The sequence below is a fragment of the Roseibacillus persicicus genome, assembly GCF_014651675.1.
Taxonomy (GTDB): Bacteria; Verrucomicrobiota; Verrucomicrobiia; order Verrucomicrobiales; family Akkermansiaceae; genus Roseibacillus; species Roseibacillus persicicus.
In genome coordinates, this window is record NZ_BMXI01000003.1 from 207,154 (window position 1) to 223,279 (window position 16,126).

A 16,126-nucleotide genomic window follows, 5' to 3' on the forward strand; every position below is an offset into this window, starting at 1 on the left:
AGTTTTCTTCCTTTGGCAACGCTCCCTAGCCCTTGTGCTCAACTTCCACTGTCAGCGAGATACCGCCACGCGCCCCAAAGGCTCCGGTGATCTTCATCTCCGCCGGTTCGCAAACCGCGACCAAATCATCGAGGATGGTATTGATCACTTCCTCGTTAAAAGAGGCCGTGTTTCGCCAGGATGCCAGATAGAACTTGAGCGACTTGGTTTCCACACACCACTTTCCGGGACGGTAGCGAATCACAACGTGGGCGGAATCCGGTTGGCCGGTGACTGGACAAAGGGAAGAAAACTCGGGAGCATCGAGATGAATCCAATAGTTACGTCCCGGACGGCAATTCTCGAAGCGATCCAGGATCTCGCGCGAGGGCTGGGTCGGAAGGGCGTTCTCGGATTTGCCGAGGAGTTTGGGTTCTGCTTTCATCTCGGGAAAAGCTAGCGCCGGGAAGCCTTTGAAAAAGCGAAAACCGAGCGAACGTAGTATACCCCGATGAAACGCCGTCACTTTCTCCGCGACCTAGGTATCTCAACAGCCGCCTTGCCCTTCTTGAGCAGTCTGCCGAGCTTTGCGGAGACCGCCACCGTAGGGACCCGCAGACAACGTCTTCTCGTAGTCTTTTCACCCAACGGCACCATCCCCGATCTCTTCTGGCCCTCCAACGATGAGGCTGGAAAACTCCAGCTTTCCCCGATTCTCAAGCCGCTCGAAGCTTTCCGTGAACAGACGCTCGTGTTGCGCGGTATTTCCAACCAAGTCCGCGGCGATGGCGACAGTCACATGCGCGGGATGTCCTGTCTACTGACCGGGGCGCCGCTCCTCACTGGCAACATTCGCGGTGGTGGCGGCAATCCGGCGGGCTGGGCTTCCTCCATCTCCATCGACCAGGAGATTAAGAACTTTTTACAATCACAAAAAGACACCCGCACCCGCTTCGGCTCCCTGGAGGTCGGTGTGGCGGTCCCCGATCGGGCCGATCCTTGGACCCGGATGTGTTACGCCGGTTCCAATCAACCAGTCGCCCCCCTCAATGATCCTGAGGAAATGCTCTCGAAACTCTACGGCAGCTCCAAGGACACCAAGACCTACGCGTCCCTCTTGGATGACTTGGGTGAGGACTTCAAGAAGGTCGCCAAGGGCCTCAGCTCCGAAGACCGGGCCCTTCTGGAACGCCATCTGACCCTCGTTCGCCAGATGGAGCAGGAAATGAAGGCGGCGGCCCAGAGCGAAGACCTGGTCCATCCCGAGCCAGAGATCGATCCCCACATCGAGCTCGTGAATGACAACACCCCTCAGATCGCACGAATGCAGATGGACCTCCTGGTCAACGCCATGGCCAATGATATGGCCCGCGTGGGCACGCTGCAGTTCATGCGCTCGGTGGGTCAAGCGAGGATGAACTGGCTTGGAATCGAAGATGGCCACCACTCCCTCTCCCACGAACCCGATGGCAACAATGATGCTCGTGAGAAGTTGGTTAAGATTAATACCTGGTTCGCCGAACAGGTGGCTTACCTCGCCGGCAAGCTTCGCGAGACGCCTGAACCCGATGGCTCGGGCAACATGCTGGACAATACCACCATCATGTGGGTCAACGAGTTGGGTAAAGGCAACAATCACACCTTGGACGACATTCCCTTCGTCCTCATCGGCGGGGGTGCAGGCTTTCAGGGCAACCGGATGGTGCAGATGGATGGCAAGATGCCGCACAATCGCCTCCTTCTCAGCCTTGCTCATTCCTTCGGGCATCGCCTCGAAAGCTTTGGCGACCGGAAGCTCAGCTCCGGTGGTCCCCTTCTCTTATCCTAATCGTTTGGTCTCGGCCCTTTGCCTCACAAACGAAAAAAGCCCTCCGGAAAGGAGGGCTTTTTCATGAAAAGTCTATCTCTTGACCTACACCTAGCGGCGGCGGCGAAGCAAAGCTACCGCTCCGATGAGGCCGAGCAAGGTTGTGGAAGGCTCAGGCACCTTCGTGTCGATTGCGTCGAAGCTTACCGACTGAATACCACCGCTCACGCCAGCATCGAAGCTGACCGTGCCACCATAGTTGTCGATTGGCACGTAAGTCGGCTCATCGCCTTGAGGAACTCCGACGAATGAAACCATCACATTTTCGACCGGCGTAGCAGCGAAAAAGTTGATGGTAATGGTCTTGGTCTCGTCGAACTCGATGGCAGGAACGCCATAATTGTCGTCAACGACGGCCGAAAGGTCTTTCTCCGCTACTCCAAACCCAACATTGCCGAAACCGGGAACATTGATGATGAGCTGGTCGCCATCAGCACCGCTCAAGGTGACGGAGCCATCCAATTCCAAGCCGGTGAAATCGAGTGAAAATGCGCTGGAGGAAACAACTCCAGCGGAAAGGGCGGCAAGGGTGAGAAATGTGAACTTCATTGAAAAATGCGGGTGAACATCAATAGGTTACTCCTTTTGAGAGACCGAGGCAACATTATTTTGTCATACATTGAACGGAACAAAAAGAGCCTCTCCGGAAGACCGGAAGAGGCTCTTTGCAAAATTCAATCGTTGCGCGGGTTACTCGGCGTTATCTTCAACCTTTTCGCCAGCTTTCTCGAGCTGCTCTCCTGCCTTCTTGAGTGCATTGCCGGTAGCATCCTTCACGCTATCAACCGCGTTCCCAGCAGCGGCCTTGGCCTCTTCAACCTTTTCGTTGGCAGCAGCCTTGGAGTTTTCAACCGCTTCGTTCACGGAGTTTTTCGCCTCCTCTACGGCTTCAGCAGCGCCTTCAGTGGTGTTCTCGATAGCTTCGCTAGCGGCCTTCTTGGCTTCCTCAGCTTTAGCAGCCGCGTTTTCGTTCGCTTCTTCGACAGACTCGGAAACTTTGGCTCCGACGTTCTTGGCGGCTTCGGCAGCTTCGGCGGCTTTGTCGCCACCCTTTTCCAGTGCATCTGCAGTCGCATCCGCGCCTTTTTCTACTGCGTCACCGGCTTTCTCCACGCCTTCCGCAGCCTTGTCACATGAGGTGAGGGTCAGTCCAGTTGCTACAATTGCGGTCAAGTATCCTAATTTTTTCATAATTTTCTAGTGGTTGTTTAGCTCCAGCAGTCGTTCCCACGAGAGCGTTTCCACGCCTTTCGACAACGAGTGAAGCACGAAAGCCACATTTTTCAAACCTTTCGGGGCTCGATCGAGTGACTCGTTGCGTTCATGATCAGCAACATCAGTACCGATTCCATCCAATGCCCCTCCTGTTGGGAAAGCTTCGAAATCGTAGTCCCCCCGATTTCCGAATGCCCCTGCGAATTTGACTATGATTGCGAAGTTTGCTGCCGTCCCTTCCGAGTCATTTGTGATTCCTCTGGGCAAGCCACCGCTCTGAGTTTGGGCGAATGACGAATCTGCCGGCCCAGATAACGGTGGTGATGGCCGTGCGAAATGCAGCTGCCACCTTGCGCGATGCAGTCGATTCGATACTCCACCAAACGCTCGCGCCCGCAGAGGTCATCCTCGTGCTCAATGGCTGTACGGACGAGAGTCAGTCCATTGCGGATGACCTGGCAGAGGGCAACAAACGGATTCGGCTGGAAAAGACGGATTCAACGGGCGGAGTCGCCGCCGCAGCCCGGCTGGGTTGCGCGCTGGCGAAATCCCCCCTGCTCGCGCGTATGGACGCTGATGATCTCTCTCATCCCGAGCGCCTCGAGTGGCAATATGCCGCCCTTCGAGAGAACGAGGCGGATTTGGTGACCTGTCGGGTGGAGGCCCTCAATTCCCAAGGCGCTGGACTCGACCGGTTCATCGACTGGGCGAATTCGCTCGCCGAGCCTGAGGATTTTCGCCGGGAACGTTTTGTGGAGTCGCCCGTCATTCAGCCGGGTGTCTTGATGTCGAGAGAAGCCTATCAACGGGCGGGTGGTTATCGCGTGGAGGATGGCCCTGAGGACTACGACCTCTGGCTGCGGATGCTGGCAGACGGGGCGTGCTTCGTGCAAGCGCCCGGGGCTCGCTTGCAATGGCGTGATTCCGCGACCCGGTTGACCCGCAGCCACGATGATTACAGCGAGCAGCGGATGACCGCGACGAAAGCCCGCTACTTGGCCCGGTTGGAAAAGGTCCGGAACAACGGAGTCGCCATCGCGGGGAGCGGCCCCATTGGCCGTCGGCTGGCCGGCTTGCTCCTCGCGGAAGGAGTTCAGGTGCACGGATTCTACGATGTCGCGCCCAAGAAAATCGGCAAAACCGCCCTCGGACTTCCCATCTGGGCGGCAGGTGATCTGTTGGCCAAAATCAACTCCCCCGTTCTCCTCGGATGCGTGGGCCGGGGAGGGCGCGCCCGGGTGCGAAGCCTGGCCACGACGGCAGGGTATCGCGAAGGCGACGATTTTTTTGCCTGCTGCTAGTGCGCTAGGGTTGAGATATCGGCGGGCTTTGTGTTAACTCCGCGCCACATGGGCAGAGCATTTGAATATCGGAGAGCTTCCAAGGAAGCGCGTTGGGACAAAATGTCGAAAATTTTCCCCAAATTGGGACGCACCATCACGATGGCCGCCAAGGAAGGTGGCCCCGACCCCGCATCCAACCCGAAGCTCCGCGCCGCCATCGCGACTGCCAAGGCGGAGAACATGCCCAAGGACAACGTCAAAAAGGCCATCGAACGCGCCGAGGGCAAGGACGCGGCTGACTACCAGGAGGTCAACTACGAGGGCAAAGGTCCCCACGGCGTGCTTCTCTGGGTCGAGTGCGCGACCGACAACAACACCCGCACCTTTTCCAACGTCCGCACCATTTTCAACAAGAACGAAGGCCAGCTTCTGGAATCCGGCGCACTGGGCTTCATGTTCAATCGCAAGGCCGTTTTCCAATTTGAAAAAGGCGAACACAACCTCGAAGAGATCGAGCTGGAGCTCATCGACGCCGGCTTGGAGGAGATGGAAGTGAACGAAGAGACCGTCTACGTCTATGGCGAGTTCGAGTCCTTTGGTTCTCTGGCCAAGAAAATCGAGGAGCTCGGCATCGAGACCACCAAGGGCAACCTCCAACGCATCCCCTCCACTCCCGTCGAGTTCACCGAAGAGCAAATCGAAGAAATCGAGCCTCTCATCGACAAACTGGAAGACGACGAAGACGTGCAGGCCGTGTATACCAACATCGCCTAAGAGACCCCGTCTGAAAAATGCCAAGTGAGCGTTCATGACGCTTGTGGAGTGGACGTCTCGTCCACTCATCTGGATTAACGGACTGACGGGTGGACGAGACGTCCACCCCACTCGCGCGATGTCTTCAGGGAAAAAATCTTTGGCGATTCTCCTCTCCTTATTCAGACAACCCTTTAAGCGCGTTGGGTCGACGCAGACTTACCAGTTCTTCCAAAGGCCCTCGAGAGCCGCCCCATCGGCCTTTCCGGCGGAAAGAACCAGGCGGTAGCGCTGGGTGAAGGACTTCCCTTCTGCCAAGGTAAAGTCGCCGATCTCGGGCTGGTCCTTCAGCCCCTCGAAGTCGTGCTGGCCAAAGGGATTGGCCGCTAACAAGCCATAATCCCTAGCGTGCCACCAGGTCGGATGGCGCAGATTGTCGCGGTGATCCATCAGCGCCACCACCAGAGACTCCCCCGCCGAATCCGGCCCGTGGAAAGCGACCCACTTGGAGCGCTTGCCCCAACAATCCCCATCGGTGCGCCCCTCGGAATCAAGAATCTTCCCTTCCCCCACCTCCCCCTTCATTCGCAGCGTCGGAGTCACCCGAATGGCGAACGTTCCCTCCTTGGTATCACCAAAGACGGCCTCTTCGACCGCGCTCAAGGCACAGCTCACGTCCACCAGCCAAGTCTCTTTCTCAAAATGAAAGCGATACTTCCGCTCCTCGGTCAACACCACCTTCTCGCCAGCCTGCCACTCCAATTCAACCGTTAGGTTGGCCTCATCCACCCCATCAACGCTTTGGGACGAACTGTGGGTCACCCCTTTGTGGACGATTCGATTTTCCTTCCCGTGCCAGAAGTCATGACCATTGACGTCCCCATGCGCCATCCAGAAAGAAACATGGTGGGGATGGTCCTTTTCCTCCCCAGTCGTCCCCTCCCCCAAGGGGTAGTGACGCGTCACATTGGTTCCGGTCGGCCCGACCAAGGGATAGATACACGGCACGCGCTGGTCCCCCCGGTAGACCGCGACCACCTCCCCGTCGTGAAGCACCGAAACGGTCTTGCCCTCAGCCTTCAAAGACACCTCCCCGTGAACCCAACCCACTAGCGCCCCACTCATCAAAAACCACCATTTCTTCATATTCTTCATCCTGCAAAACAAACTACGAGAACAGAAAGACTCAAATTTCGAATCCGCGCATTACCTCAATTGGGTAAAATCCACCAAGTGATGGGAGGGGATGAGAACACCTCAAGGAGCACAGGCGTCCCGCCTGTGAGTGGGTTGACTTCCGAGTCGCGTGAAGTTTCGGAGAGTGGGAGAGCTTTCGAAGCGTTAGGGTTCACAGGCGAGACGCCTGTGCTCCTTGCCAACCTGCGAGATTCTTCAAAACGCGGTCGAACTTGGCCTCGCCGAACGTCACAATCCGCGGGACCATTACAGACAGCCTTTGTTCGTTCTCATCCTGCGTCTTCGCGAGCGCTTTCCTAAAAGTCTTTGCCACTGACGAGTGCTACTTTTTCACTCGCCCCGAATTGTCAGTCCTTTCTTTCGACTTGAAGGCGCTGGGATTCTCCGCACACTTCTCTCAATCATGTTCCCATACGAAGTGGCGGCCATCGCCGCTCCTAACCTCGATGCCGATGCCACTGGTTCGTGGACGGTTTTGATCATTTATTTCAGCCTCGCGATTGGGGTTTCATTTTTCTGTTCAGTTTGGGAAGCGGTCATCCTGAGTATCTCCACGCCCTACGTTGCGAACCTGAAAAAGAAGCAGCCCAAGGTGGGAGCCCGCATCGAGAATTTGAAGCAGCGCATTGGTCGCCCTCTTACCTCCATCCTGACCCTGAACACGATTTCCCACACCGTCGGCGCGATGGGAGTCGCCGCGCAAGTCTCGGCCCTCGGTGGCGGCAAGTGGGATGCGGTCGCCGGAGCCCTCATGACGCTGGCGATCCTGATTGCCTCGGAAATCATTCCAAAAAATCTGGGTGCTCGCTACTGGAGGGCTTGGGCACCGTGGGTCAGCTTTTGCCTAGAGTGGCTCACCCGGCTGATGACGCCGGTGGTTTGGTTCATCGAGCTCTTTAGCAAAGGTCACCACGACGAGGCCACCTTTAGCCGCGACGAGTTGAAGGTGATGGCCGAACTTGGCACCCGCCAGGGCAAGCTTAAGGAAGGTGAATCGCGGATTCTCGACAACCTCTTGCGTTTGGGCGAAATCTCCGTTCGGGAAGTGATGACCCCCCGGATCGTGGTCTTTGCATTGCCGGAGAACACCATGATTCAGCACTACCTCGACCATCACAACGAGTCCCCTTTCTCTCGCATCCCTGTTTACAACAAAAACCGCGATGACGTGACAGGCTTCGTCCTCAAGCACGACATTCTCCTCGCTGCCGCCCGAGATCAATTCGACCTTCCGCTCAGTGATTTGAAACGTGAGATTCCTGCTCTTCCGGAAGACACCAAACTTACCGACGCCTTCGAGTTTCTCGTCGCGGATCGCAATCACCTCGCCACCGTCTTGGACGAATACGGCGGGCTCAGCGGGCTGGTGACCATGGAAGACGTGGTCGAAACTTTGCTCGGACTCGAGATTGTTGATGAGGTCGATACCCGGGACGACATGCAGGAATTCGCCCGCAAGCTCTGGAAGACCCGCGCCCAGAAGATGGGCTTGGAATTGGACGAACCGAAGACTGAAGAGTTGGCTACCGAAACAGAGCCGAACTCCAAGCAAGCGGGCTAGGGTGATTGGGTGATTTTGGCCGCTAAAAGGCGCGAAGACTGCGCAAAAACTTAAGGGTTTGCGATTCTTGTGCCTCTTTGTGGCTAAAGGGGACGTTTCAAGTCCATGCAGCGAAACATCGACCTGATCGGAGGCAGCCAAAGATTGGAAAAGTCAAAAAACTCCGGAATAGACTTGGGTTCAGGCCCTCTCATGGGAGAGAACACTACTCAACCCCACTGTCCCGATGAACGAATTTGAAGAACTGGTCGACGCCCATTATCAGGCGCTCTACCGCTTTGGCTACTCGTTGGCCAAGACTCCCGAGCGCGCGTCCGACCTTGTGCAGCAGACTTTCGTAAAGTGGGCCGAGAAAGGCCACCAGCTCGAAGACCGCTCCAAGGCCAAGACTTGGCTCTTCACCACTCTCTATCGCGAGCACCTCTCGCAAGCGCGCCGGTCGACCAAGTTCCCGGAGCGCGATTTGGAAGAGGCTGAGTTTCAGCTCCCCTCCAACCAACCAGACGCCGACCGGCAACTGGATGCCAAGCGGGCAGTAGGTCTGCTGGCCGAGCTGGATGAAACCTTCCGCGCCCCACTCACTCTCTTTTTCCTCCAGGAACACAGTTACAAGGAAATCGCCGAAACCCTCGACATCCCGATCGGCACTGTCATGTCCCGCATCTCGCGCGGAAAGAAACAACTGCGAGAACTGATGGAAACCGCCCAAGACCCCGCTACTAGAAACGTAGTTGAATTCAAACAGAAAGGAGCCCTCTAAGATGGACCACACCCAAGCCAAACTCATTCTCTCCAGCTTCCGACCCAACGGCTCTGACCTCCATGATCCAGCCTTTGCGGAAGCTCTTGCTCTCGCCGCAGAGGACAAGGAGCTCGGTCAATGGCTGGCCAACGAGCGCGCCCAAGACATGGCCTTTGCCGACAGCTTGGCCGATTTCCCGATTCCGGAAAGCCTGCGCGAAAGCCTCTTTGAGGCCCTTGCCACCGCTTACGATTCCCCGGGATACAATCAATTCGATCACGATTTCGCGGGAGCACTCGCTGGACTGGAGCCTCCATCCAATTTGCGCGGCGACATTCTGGCTGCGATGGAGATTGAGCAAAAGGTCACCACTCTCCCACCCGCCTCCAATGCTCGCAAGCGACGCAAGTCGCTCTTCAGCCTCCCGGCCATCGGCGGGGCTGCGGCGGCGGGCATCGTGGCGGCCCTAGTCTGGACCAGCTTGCTGAAACCTTCGGATCCCGATATCACGGTAGCCTCCATCACCCCGCATGCGGTGCAGGTGGAAGCCATCAACTTCCTCAACGGCAACTTCAGCCTCGACCGCCGCGATCCAAAGCAAGAATCGCTCTATCAATTCTTGGCCAGCAACGAGCTCCCCAGTCCCAACATCCTCCCCGTTGGCCTGCAGGAAGCGGATGGAATCGGCTGCAAGCGCCTCGACTTCAATAACAAGCCGGCTTCCCTGATTTGCTATCGGCAAAGCCCCGATCAACCAACCGTGCACCTACTCGTCTTCCAGCGTTCCGACATCGAGGGTGACTTGCCCGAAATGGCCCAAGCCCGCAAGAGCTGCAGCCACTGCACCCGCTCCGGTTGGTCGATTGCGAGCTGGCGCGATGAGGACAAGGCCTTCTTCTTGTTAGGCAAAATGGAACCCGACCAATTGGCCGCGGTCTTCTAATCTCTTACTGGACTGGATAAGCTCCCTCCTTCCGCGAGGGAGCGAAAAAAAAGCTCGCCTGCAAACCAGGCGAGCTTTTTCGGTTGAAGTTCTCTCCTAAAGCTTTTCTAAAAGCTTCGCTTTCTTGCTCTCAAACTCCTCTTCGGTCAGCACCTCGGCATCACGAAGCTCCTTGAGTTTCTCCAGATTGCGATAGGTCTCCTTTGTGACCTTGGGGTCGACCTCTTTTTCCAACGATTTGACGAAGGATTTTCCTTGTTCCAAGGCCTTCTCATAGAGCCCCTTGGCATCATCCAAATCGAAAGACAAAAAATTGCGGTCATTGCGGAAATGATGGAGCGCGACCTGGCAAACCGCATAGGTCGAAGCCGCTGACATTGCCGACATGGAGAGCCCGCCAATCACCGTGCCCACGCCCGGAACGCCCTTGATCAAGCTGGCGCCCAGACGGGCAAAGGTGCCTCCAGTGAGGGCCGTGACAAAGCGCTTCCCGCCATCGCTGCTGTAGTCGATTCCTTGCTCTTCCGCGAGCTTCTGCAGCGCATCGATCTGGATGGCAGTCACTGCCGCGATGTCGAAGAGCGGAATCGGAATCAGTCCCGCCCCCATCGCCCACAAGACGTGAGCCCGCACGATGCGATCCGTGTTCTCCCGCGTGCCCTCCACGACAATCATTTTGCCCTCGTCGTGCTTATCTTTTGAATCTGACTTCCCCATAGCTCCTTCTTTATAGAGAAATCGTTCTCTCCCGCGATTACAAATCGTAAGGAGGATTCTATCTGGGGTGCGGAACTCGCACTGATAGCCTTCGTCGTTGGCCTAACTCATTCCTGGCTAGTTGTCGCGCCGTCTCACGAATTGCTTCATATGGACCTCGGCTTCCCCGGCAATTCTTTTCATCTCCTCAAGTTGCTTCTCGTAATCGCTCACCTCCACCAGGTCAGCCATCTTTGTCTGTAAAAAAGTATGGTAGTCCGGCGCGCAGGAGCCACACAGCCACCGGTTCGCGACGTTCCCCTCTGCCGACGGGGTTAGAAATTCAGGGCCGCCAGTACAGGGAGAACCGCCGCAGAAGTCACACTCCGCATTCTTCGCTTCCTTGAAAAAATCCGCAATCGAAGAGCTCTGCCTGGCGAGACAATCATCACACATCACCACAGACTCGCCAGTCCCACCGAAGCAAACATGATTGCCGGCGGGACTCTTGCCACACTGACTACAAAAATTTCCCGGGAGAGCGGAATCTGAATTCACGATTCCAAACTGGCACGTCCGGCACCACCATTTTTGATTTTATTGATACGGGTCAGATGGCGTCCTCCCTCGAACTCGGATTCCAGCCACATATCCACAATCGCAAGGGCCAGCTTCGGCTCCACGACTCTGCCGCCCAGGGCAATCACATTGGCGTTATTGTGCTTCTTGGTCATCTCGGCGCTCCAGAGGTCCCAGCACAGTCCGCACCGAACTCCATCGGCCTTGTTCGCCACGATTGCCTCTCCATTGCCGCTCCCTCCAAAGACAATTCCCAAGTCATTCTTCCCCAGCCCAACACTCTCCGCCGCAGGTCCGACATAGTCCGGATAGTCCACCGCCTGCTCGCTATCGGTCCCGAAGTCTTCAACCTCATGACCTTTGGCGAGAAGGTGTTTCTTGACCTCTTCTTTCAAGAGATATCCGGCATGGTCTGTTCCTAGGGCAATTCGCATGAGTGATTCGACAACGATTCCATCCCAATCGTTGCGACGAACGAGAGGGCGGCCCAAGGCTTACCCCTCAAGGAAACCCCGTCAACCTTCGATGCCCGGCTGTTCGACCGGAGTGCGGGTTCTGCAGAAATTGCCGATGGGAATTTGAGCGGGAGGCGTTAGTTTCAATGAAGTTTGATGCGTGTTCTGTTGCTACTTTCTTTTCTCTCGGGCCTGGCTCTTGCCGTTGATGAAGAGGTATCGGGCGGTCGGATCATCCAATCCTTCGAAGGTGATGGCTTTGGCGACTGGACTACAACGGGCGAGGGATTCGGGCTCGGGCCTTGCGTCGATCTGCCTGCGGAGGTCAATGGAACCGCACGAGAATATTGTGAGGAATCCTTTGCCTGCTCGGCGGTGGGTGGCGTGGCAGCCTTCGGCGAGCTCAAGTCACCTGAAATTATCCTACAAGAACCCTATGTGAGCTTTCGCTTGGGCGGCAGCATGAACGGGGTGGGGCTGGAGATGTGGCTCGGTGACGACCTGCTCCGCTCGGCCACTCCCCAGGGCAGTCTCACGCTCCGTCGGGTGACTTGGGATGTGAGGGAATGGATGGGAAAGGCCGTCACCTTCCGCATCTATGACAACAGCGAGTTCGATTTCGTGGTCGCCGATCATCTGGTGGCCCACGTCGCCGCGAATCCCCTTTTCCCCAATGCCACGCGTGATGGCACGACCTTCGAGCCAGGGCTCATAAGCTCCCCGGCCAAGCCCGGCATGCTCATTCCCGAAGGAACCACAGCCTCGGTTTTTGCCAATCACGAGGAGCAAAACGTGACTTCGCCAACAGCCCTTACGGTGGCGGAAGATGGTAAGATATATGTGGCGGAGACCAACCGCTTCCGCTTCGGCGTCGAGGACAATCGCGACCGGCTCTTCTGGGTGATGGATGACATCGCCGCGACCACCGTGGAGGACAGGCAGCGGATGCATGAGAAATGGCAGCACGAGGTCCCGCTGGAATCTCTCACTGCCAAGAGCGAGGTGGTTCGGCTTTTGCAGGATCAGGACGGCGATGGCCGGGCGGAAGTGAGCACCATCTTTGCCGATGGATTCGACGACCTGTTAGACGGAACGGCTGCGGGGGTGATGGCTTATGAGGGGGTGATCTACTTCGCATGTATCCCGGACATTTACGCCCTCTCCGATCTGGATGGAGACGGCCGCGTTGGTGAGGACGAGCGCTTGTCTCTGGCGAGCGGGTTTGGGCTGCGGGTGTCGCTTTCCGGACATGACTTGAACGGCTTCGCGCTCGGTCCCGATGGACGAATCTATGGCACGGTGGGAGACCGGGCGATGAACGTGACGACTGAAGAAGGCGTGAACTATGCGCTCACCGACCAGGGGGCGGTCTTTCGATTCGATCCCGATGGTTCGAACTTCGAAGTCATTCACGCCGGCTTACGCAACCCCAAGGAAGTCGCCTTCAATGAAGTCGGGGATGCTTTCACGGTGGATAACAACGCCGACATGGGCGACTCGGCCCGTCTGGTTTACCTCGTGGAAGGCGCGGATTCCGGCTGGCGCTCGGACCATCAGACCCTCCACTCCTTTCACCGCCAAATCGGTCTAACAGAACGCCCCCCCAATCGCTGGATGGACGAGCGGATGTGGGACTTGGCAAATGCGGAACAGCCCGCATGGATGATGCCGCCCATTGCCCACTTGTCGAATGGTCCCTCCGGCCTTGTCTTTGCCCCTGCCACCGCATTGGGTGGGCTGGTTGCGAATCAGTTTCTTCTTTGCGACTACAAGGGCGGGCCCTCCGCATCGGGGATTCATTCGTTCGCGGTGGAGCCTGTGGGGGCATCCTATCAGATGGTGAGTGCGGGCAAGTTCGCATGGGGGGTCGGTGCGACGGATATCGATTTTGGCTACGATGGCACAGCCTTCCTCACGGACTTCGGGACCGGATGGCAGTCCGCTCCCCAGGGCCAGGTGTTGGCTTTCAAGCCAGATTCCCCCCATCCCCAAGCGGAGGAAGTCGCGGAACTGATGCGGGAAGGTTTCCATCACCGGAACGAGGCAGAACTTGCCTCCCTGCTCTCCCACCCCGACATGAGGGTCCGCCTGCGAGCCCAAATCGCACTTGCGGAGAAGCCGAAGGCCTTGCCCGCATTCTATGCCGAACTGCACCTGCGCGATGAGCTCCTGGATCTGCCTGCGGAAAACCTCCTTCTCCCCCGACTCGACTACGGCGATGAATTGAGAGAGGACAACACCCCGGTAGCGCGATTGCATGCCGTCTGGGGCTTGTCGATGCTCGCTCGCAAGAACAAGGATCCCTACGCGACCGCCGCCTTGTTAGGCCTTTTGCAAAGTCCCGATGCCGAGCTGCGCGCTCAAGCCGCAAAGGGATTGGGTGAAGCTCCGGTCAAAGACCCTGCCCGACTGATTGCCGCCCTGCGCGATCCCTCGGATCGGGTCAGTTTCTTCGCCGCTCTTTCCTTGGGCCGCTTGGGAACTCCGGAGGCTTTCGACCCTCTCCTCAACCTCGCGCTCCATGCCTCAGACGCGAATGACCCCTACCTCCGCCATGCCGCGGTGGTCGGCCTGACCGGGTGTGCCAGCGATCAGGACCTGCTGTCGCTCTCGGGTCACGCCCTGCCCGGAATGCGTTTGCCAGCCCTCTTGGCGCTGCAGAGGAAGGGTCACGTGGGCACCAACCGCTTCTTGTTCGATCACACCCCCGCGATTCGTCACGAGGCGATCCGTATCATCCACGACACCCCCATCGAGGCTGCCCGTCCGGCGCTGATGACAGTAGTCGATGAGTTGTTGGAAAAGGAGAATTCGCAAGTTCCCCCGCTCATCTGGCGGAGACTGATTCATTCGGCCTTTCGCCTGGCGGGTCAGGAAAATGCGGAACGTCTCTTGACTATTGCCGGCACGACGAAAGTTCCTTTGCCTGAACGCCAGGAAGCCCTGCGACTGCTTTTGCAATGGTCCAACCCTCATCCCGTGGATCAGTCACTGGGCCGATATGTCCCCATGCGCCCGCGACCCGAGAGAGAAATAAAGGATCTTATCGAGAAGAAGCTCACACCTTTGCTCCAGCACGACAGCCCGGTTCTCAACGCGGCCATCGCCTTGGTCGCCCACTACGAAGTCGCTCCAAGCGACCTGCAGAATGACGAACTTCTCGCCCTGATTGAAGGTCCGCTTATCCCGGCCAAGGCTCGCTCGACCGCACTCGCTCTTTTGGAAAGAGACGAGACCTTCTCCCTCACTCCCCTGCTGATTAAGATTCTAGAACTGGAGGATCAGGATCGTGCCCCGGTGGCGTTGAAGTTGGATGCCATCGACCTCCTGACGGAACGCAAACCGGAGACCTCCTTCCCGTTTCTCAGCCAGGCCCTCACCCATGAAGATCCAGCCTATCGCCAGGGAGCGGCCGTGCGGCTGGCAACCCATCCTCATCCGGAGGTTCCACTTCTATTGGTCTCCTACTTCGACCGCTTGCGCGAGCAGGACAATCCAGATCACACTATCGAGCTGGAGATGACTCTCGCCGCAAAGGTCAGCGCCCACCACGCTCCTCTCGACGCCTTGACGGCATACCAAGAGTCTCTGGACGACGACCCGCTGACCCCATATCTCGCGAGTCTCTACGGAGGCGATCCCGAGCGCGGTGCCGCCCTCTTCGCCAGTCACCCCACCGCGCAATGCGCCCGCTGCCATACTGGTGATGCGCGAGTGGACGGCAACGGAATGGCCGGCCCCCACCTCGCAGGAATTGGCAACAAGTCGCGCCGCTCCCTGCTGGAATCCCTCGTTCTGCCGTCCGCCACCATCGCGCCGGGCTTTGCTCCCATCTCCCTGACTCTCAACAACGGAGAATCCCTCTCCGGCCCTTTGCTCGAGGCGACCGACACCCACATCGATCTGATGGTGGAGGGTCAGGCTTGGCGCGTTCTGCGGACGGACATCGCGGAAGCCTCCGAACCCATTTCTCCCATGCCGGCAATGGCTTCTCTTTTACAAAAAGAAGAGATTCGCGACCTTGTGGCCTATCTAACAACCCTAAAGAAGATGCCTTCGCGGAAAAATCCGCTTGCCCAAGAGCCCAAACGCTATCATCCCTTTTCCGCACCGAATCTTTTTGAAATGGCCGACGAAACTACCCCAACGCCCGCACCTGCCGAGACCGCTTCCACTCCTGCCGCTGCACAAAGCGCACCCGAGGGCATCGATGCCACGGTATGGGAGATGGGGAAGACCCAGTACAACACCTTCTGCTTCGCCTGCCACCAGCCGGATGGAAACGGCGTTCCCGGTGCCTTCCCCCCTCTCGCCGAGTCCGAGTGGGTCAATGGCCCGGTAGAAAACCTGATTCGCATCCAGCTCAGAGGTCTCCAAGGTGAGATCGAGGTGAAAGGCGTGACCTACAACAGCATGATGGCGCCCATGGCCACCCAGACTGACGAGCAAATCGCAGCTGTTCTCACCTACGTCCGCAATTCCTTCGGCAACAGCGCTCCAGCAGTCACTCCCGAGATGGTGGCCGAACTTCGCAGCGAAGAGGGCCAACCCATGCTCACGGTAGCCGATCTGGCCGACCCCAATAGCGCGCCTCAGGAAACAACCTCTTCAGAGCCAGCGACCGCAGTCCTCGGCGAGATGCCAAAGGGCCAGACCTACATGACGTTCCCCTACACCCCGTTCGCCATCTTCTTCGTAGTGTTGGTTGCAGCGGCAACGGCGAAGCTGATGTTCGGTAAGAGCCAGTAATCGGGGAAAGACCGAACACTCGCTCGGAACCAGCCGCGAACGGACTGCCCGAAACACTTTTTCCACCAAACAAAAAACCCCGAATCGACTCGATTCGGGGTTTTTCT

15 protein-coding genes are annotated in these 16,126 nt (G+C 57.6%); 8 read left to right on the top strand and 7 right to left on the bottom strand.

The genetic code is table 11. The features are described from left to right. Positions 1-25: 25 nt before the first annotated feature. On the bottom strand, positions 26-424 hold the full coding sequence (queF, locus tag IE099_RS04895; RefSeq protein WP_189567861.1) for a preQ(1) synthase: 399 nt from the start codon (positions 422-424) through the stop codon (positions 26-28). 66 nt (positions 425-490) lie between these two features. Here queF and IE099_RS04900 point away from each other — a divergent pair, with 66 nt between their 5' ends. Then, positions 491-1,807 carry a DUF1552 domain-containing protein gene (locus tag IE099_RS04900; protein WP_189567863.1) on the top strand — a complete coding sequence of 439 codons (1,317 nt, stop codon included), beginning with the start codon at positions 491-493 and terminating at the stop codon, positions 1,805-1,807. A gap of 90 nt (positions 1,808-1,897) precedes the next feature. Here IE099_RS04900 and IE099_RS04905 read toward each other — a convergent pair whose 3' ends face one another. Beyond that, on the bottom strand, positions 1,898-2,395 hold the full coding sequence (locus IE099_RS04905; protein ID WP_189567864.1) for a PEP-CTERM sorting domain-containing protein: 498 nt from the start codon (positions 2,393-2,395) through the stop codon (positions 1,898-1,900). 141 nt (positions 2,396-2,536) lie between these two features. Next, positions 2,537-3,037, bottom strand: coding sequence for a hypothetical protein (locus IE099_RS04910; protein ID WP_189567865.1), 501 nt, complete (start codon positions 3,035-3,037; stop codon positions 2,537-2,539). Between the two features lie 132 nt (positions 3,038-3,169). On the opposite strand from IE099_RS04910, the gene IE099_RS21065 reads away from it, so the two are divergent. Genes IE099_RS21065 through IE099_RS04925 form a run of 3 tightly spaced genes read left to right on the top strand, consistent with a single transcriptional unit; the run spans position 3,170 to position 5,118 of the window. Then, positions 3,170-3,355 (top strand): zinc ribbon domain-containing protein, encoded by a 186-nt coding sequence (locus IE099_RS21065; RefSeq protein ID WP_189567866.1) that lies wholly within the window; start codon positions 3,170-3,172, stop codon positions 3,353-3,355. Next, complete coding sequence (locus tag IE099_RS04920) at positions 3,352-4,362, top strand: glycosyltransferase (RefSeq protein ID WP_189567867.1); 1,011 nt, start codon at positions 3,352-3,354, stop codon at positions 4,360-4,362. The genes IE099_RS21065 and IE099_RS04920 overlap by 4 nt, the downstream gene beginning before the upstream one ends. A 48-nt stretch (positions 4,363-4,410) precedes the next feature. After that, positions 4,411-5,118 carry a YebC/PmpR family DNA-binding transcriptional regulator gene (locus tag IE099_RS04925; protein WP_189567868.1) on the top strand — a complete coding sequence of 236 codons (708 nt, stop codon included), beginning with the start codon at positions 4,411-4,413 and terminating at the stop codon, positions 5,116-5,118. Positions 5,119-5,316: 198 nt separating this feature from the next. Here the strand turns inward: IE099_RS04925 and IE099_RS04930 are convergent, their stop codons facing one another. Then, positions 5,317-6,252: a DUF6807 domain-containing protein gene (locus IE099_RS04930; RefSeq protein WP_189567869.1), complete on the bottom strand. Its 936-nt coding sequence runs from the start codon at positions 6,250-6,252 to the stop codon at positions 5,317-5,319. Positions 6,253-6,697: 445 nt separating this feature from the next. On the opposite strand from IE099_RS04930, the gene IE099_RS04935 reads away from it, so the two are divergent. The 3 genes from IE099_RS04935 to IE099_RS04945 all read left to right on the top strand — a co-directional run bounded on the left by IE099_RS04935 (position 6,698) and on the right by IE099_RS04945 (position 9,540). Then, the gene (locus IE099_RS04935; RefSeq protein ID WP_189567871.1) at positions 6,698-7,855 is read left to right on the top strand and encodes a hemolysin family protein; all 1,158 of its coding nucleotides are present in this window, start codon (positions 6,698-6,700) and stop codon (positions 7,853-7,855) included. Between the two features lie 226 nt (positions 7,856-8,081). Then, on the top strand, positions 8,082-8,615 hold the full coding sequence (locus IE099_RS04940) for an RNA polymerase sigma factor (RefSeq protein WP_189567885.1): 534 nt from the start codon (positions 8,082-8,084) through the stop codon (positions 8,613-8,615). Position 8,616: 1 nt separating this feature from the next. Continuing rightward, entirely contained in the window at positions 8,617-9,540 is a 924-nt protein-coding gene (locus IE099_RS04945; protein WP_189567888.1) for a hypothetical protein, read from the top strand. Positions 9,541-9,636: 96 nt separating this feature from the next. On the opposite strand, the gene IE099_RS04950 is transcribed toward IE099_RS04945, so the two are convergent. The 3 genes from IE099_RS04950 to rpiB all read right to left on the bottom strand — a co-directional run bounded on the left by IE099_RS04950 (position 9,637) and on the right by rpiB (position 11,249). Beyond that, positions 9,637-10,257: an SHOCT domain-containing protein gene (locus tag IE099_RS04950; RefSeq protein ID WP_229809389.1), complete on the bottom strand. Its 621-nt coding sequence runs from the start codon at positions 10,255-10,257 to the stop codon at positions 9,637-9,639. A 117-nt stretch (positions 10,258-10,374) separates the two neighbouring features. Further along, complete coding sequence (locus tag IE099_RS04955; protein WP_189567890.1) at positions 10,375-10,794, bottom strand: hypothetical protein; 420 nt, start codon at positions 10,792-10,794, stop codon at positions 10,375-10,377. Then, on the bottom strand, positions 10,791-11,249 hold the full coding sequence (gene rpiB, locus IE099_RS04960) for a ribose 5-phosphate isomerase B (RefSeq protein WP_189567892.1): 459 nt from the start codon (positions 11,247-11,249) through the stop codon (positions 10,791-10,793). The genes IE099_RS04955 and rpiB overlap by 4 nt, the downstream gene beginning before the upstream one ends. A gap of 177 nt (positions 11,250-11,426) precedes the next feature. On the opposite strand from rpiB, the gene IE099_RS04965 reads away from it, so the two are divergent. After that, positions 11,427-16,019 carry a DUF7133 domain-containing protein gene (locus IE099_RS04965; RefSeq protein ID WP_189567894.1) on the top strand — a complete coding sequence of 1,531 codons (4,593 nt, stop codon included), beginning with the start codon at positions 11,427-11,429 and terminating at the stop codon, positions 16,017-16,019. The last annotated feature ends 107 nt before the right edge of the window (positions 16,020-16,126 follow it).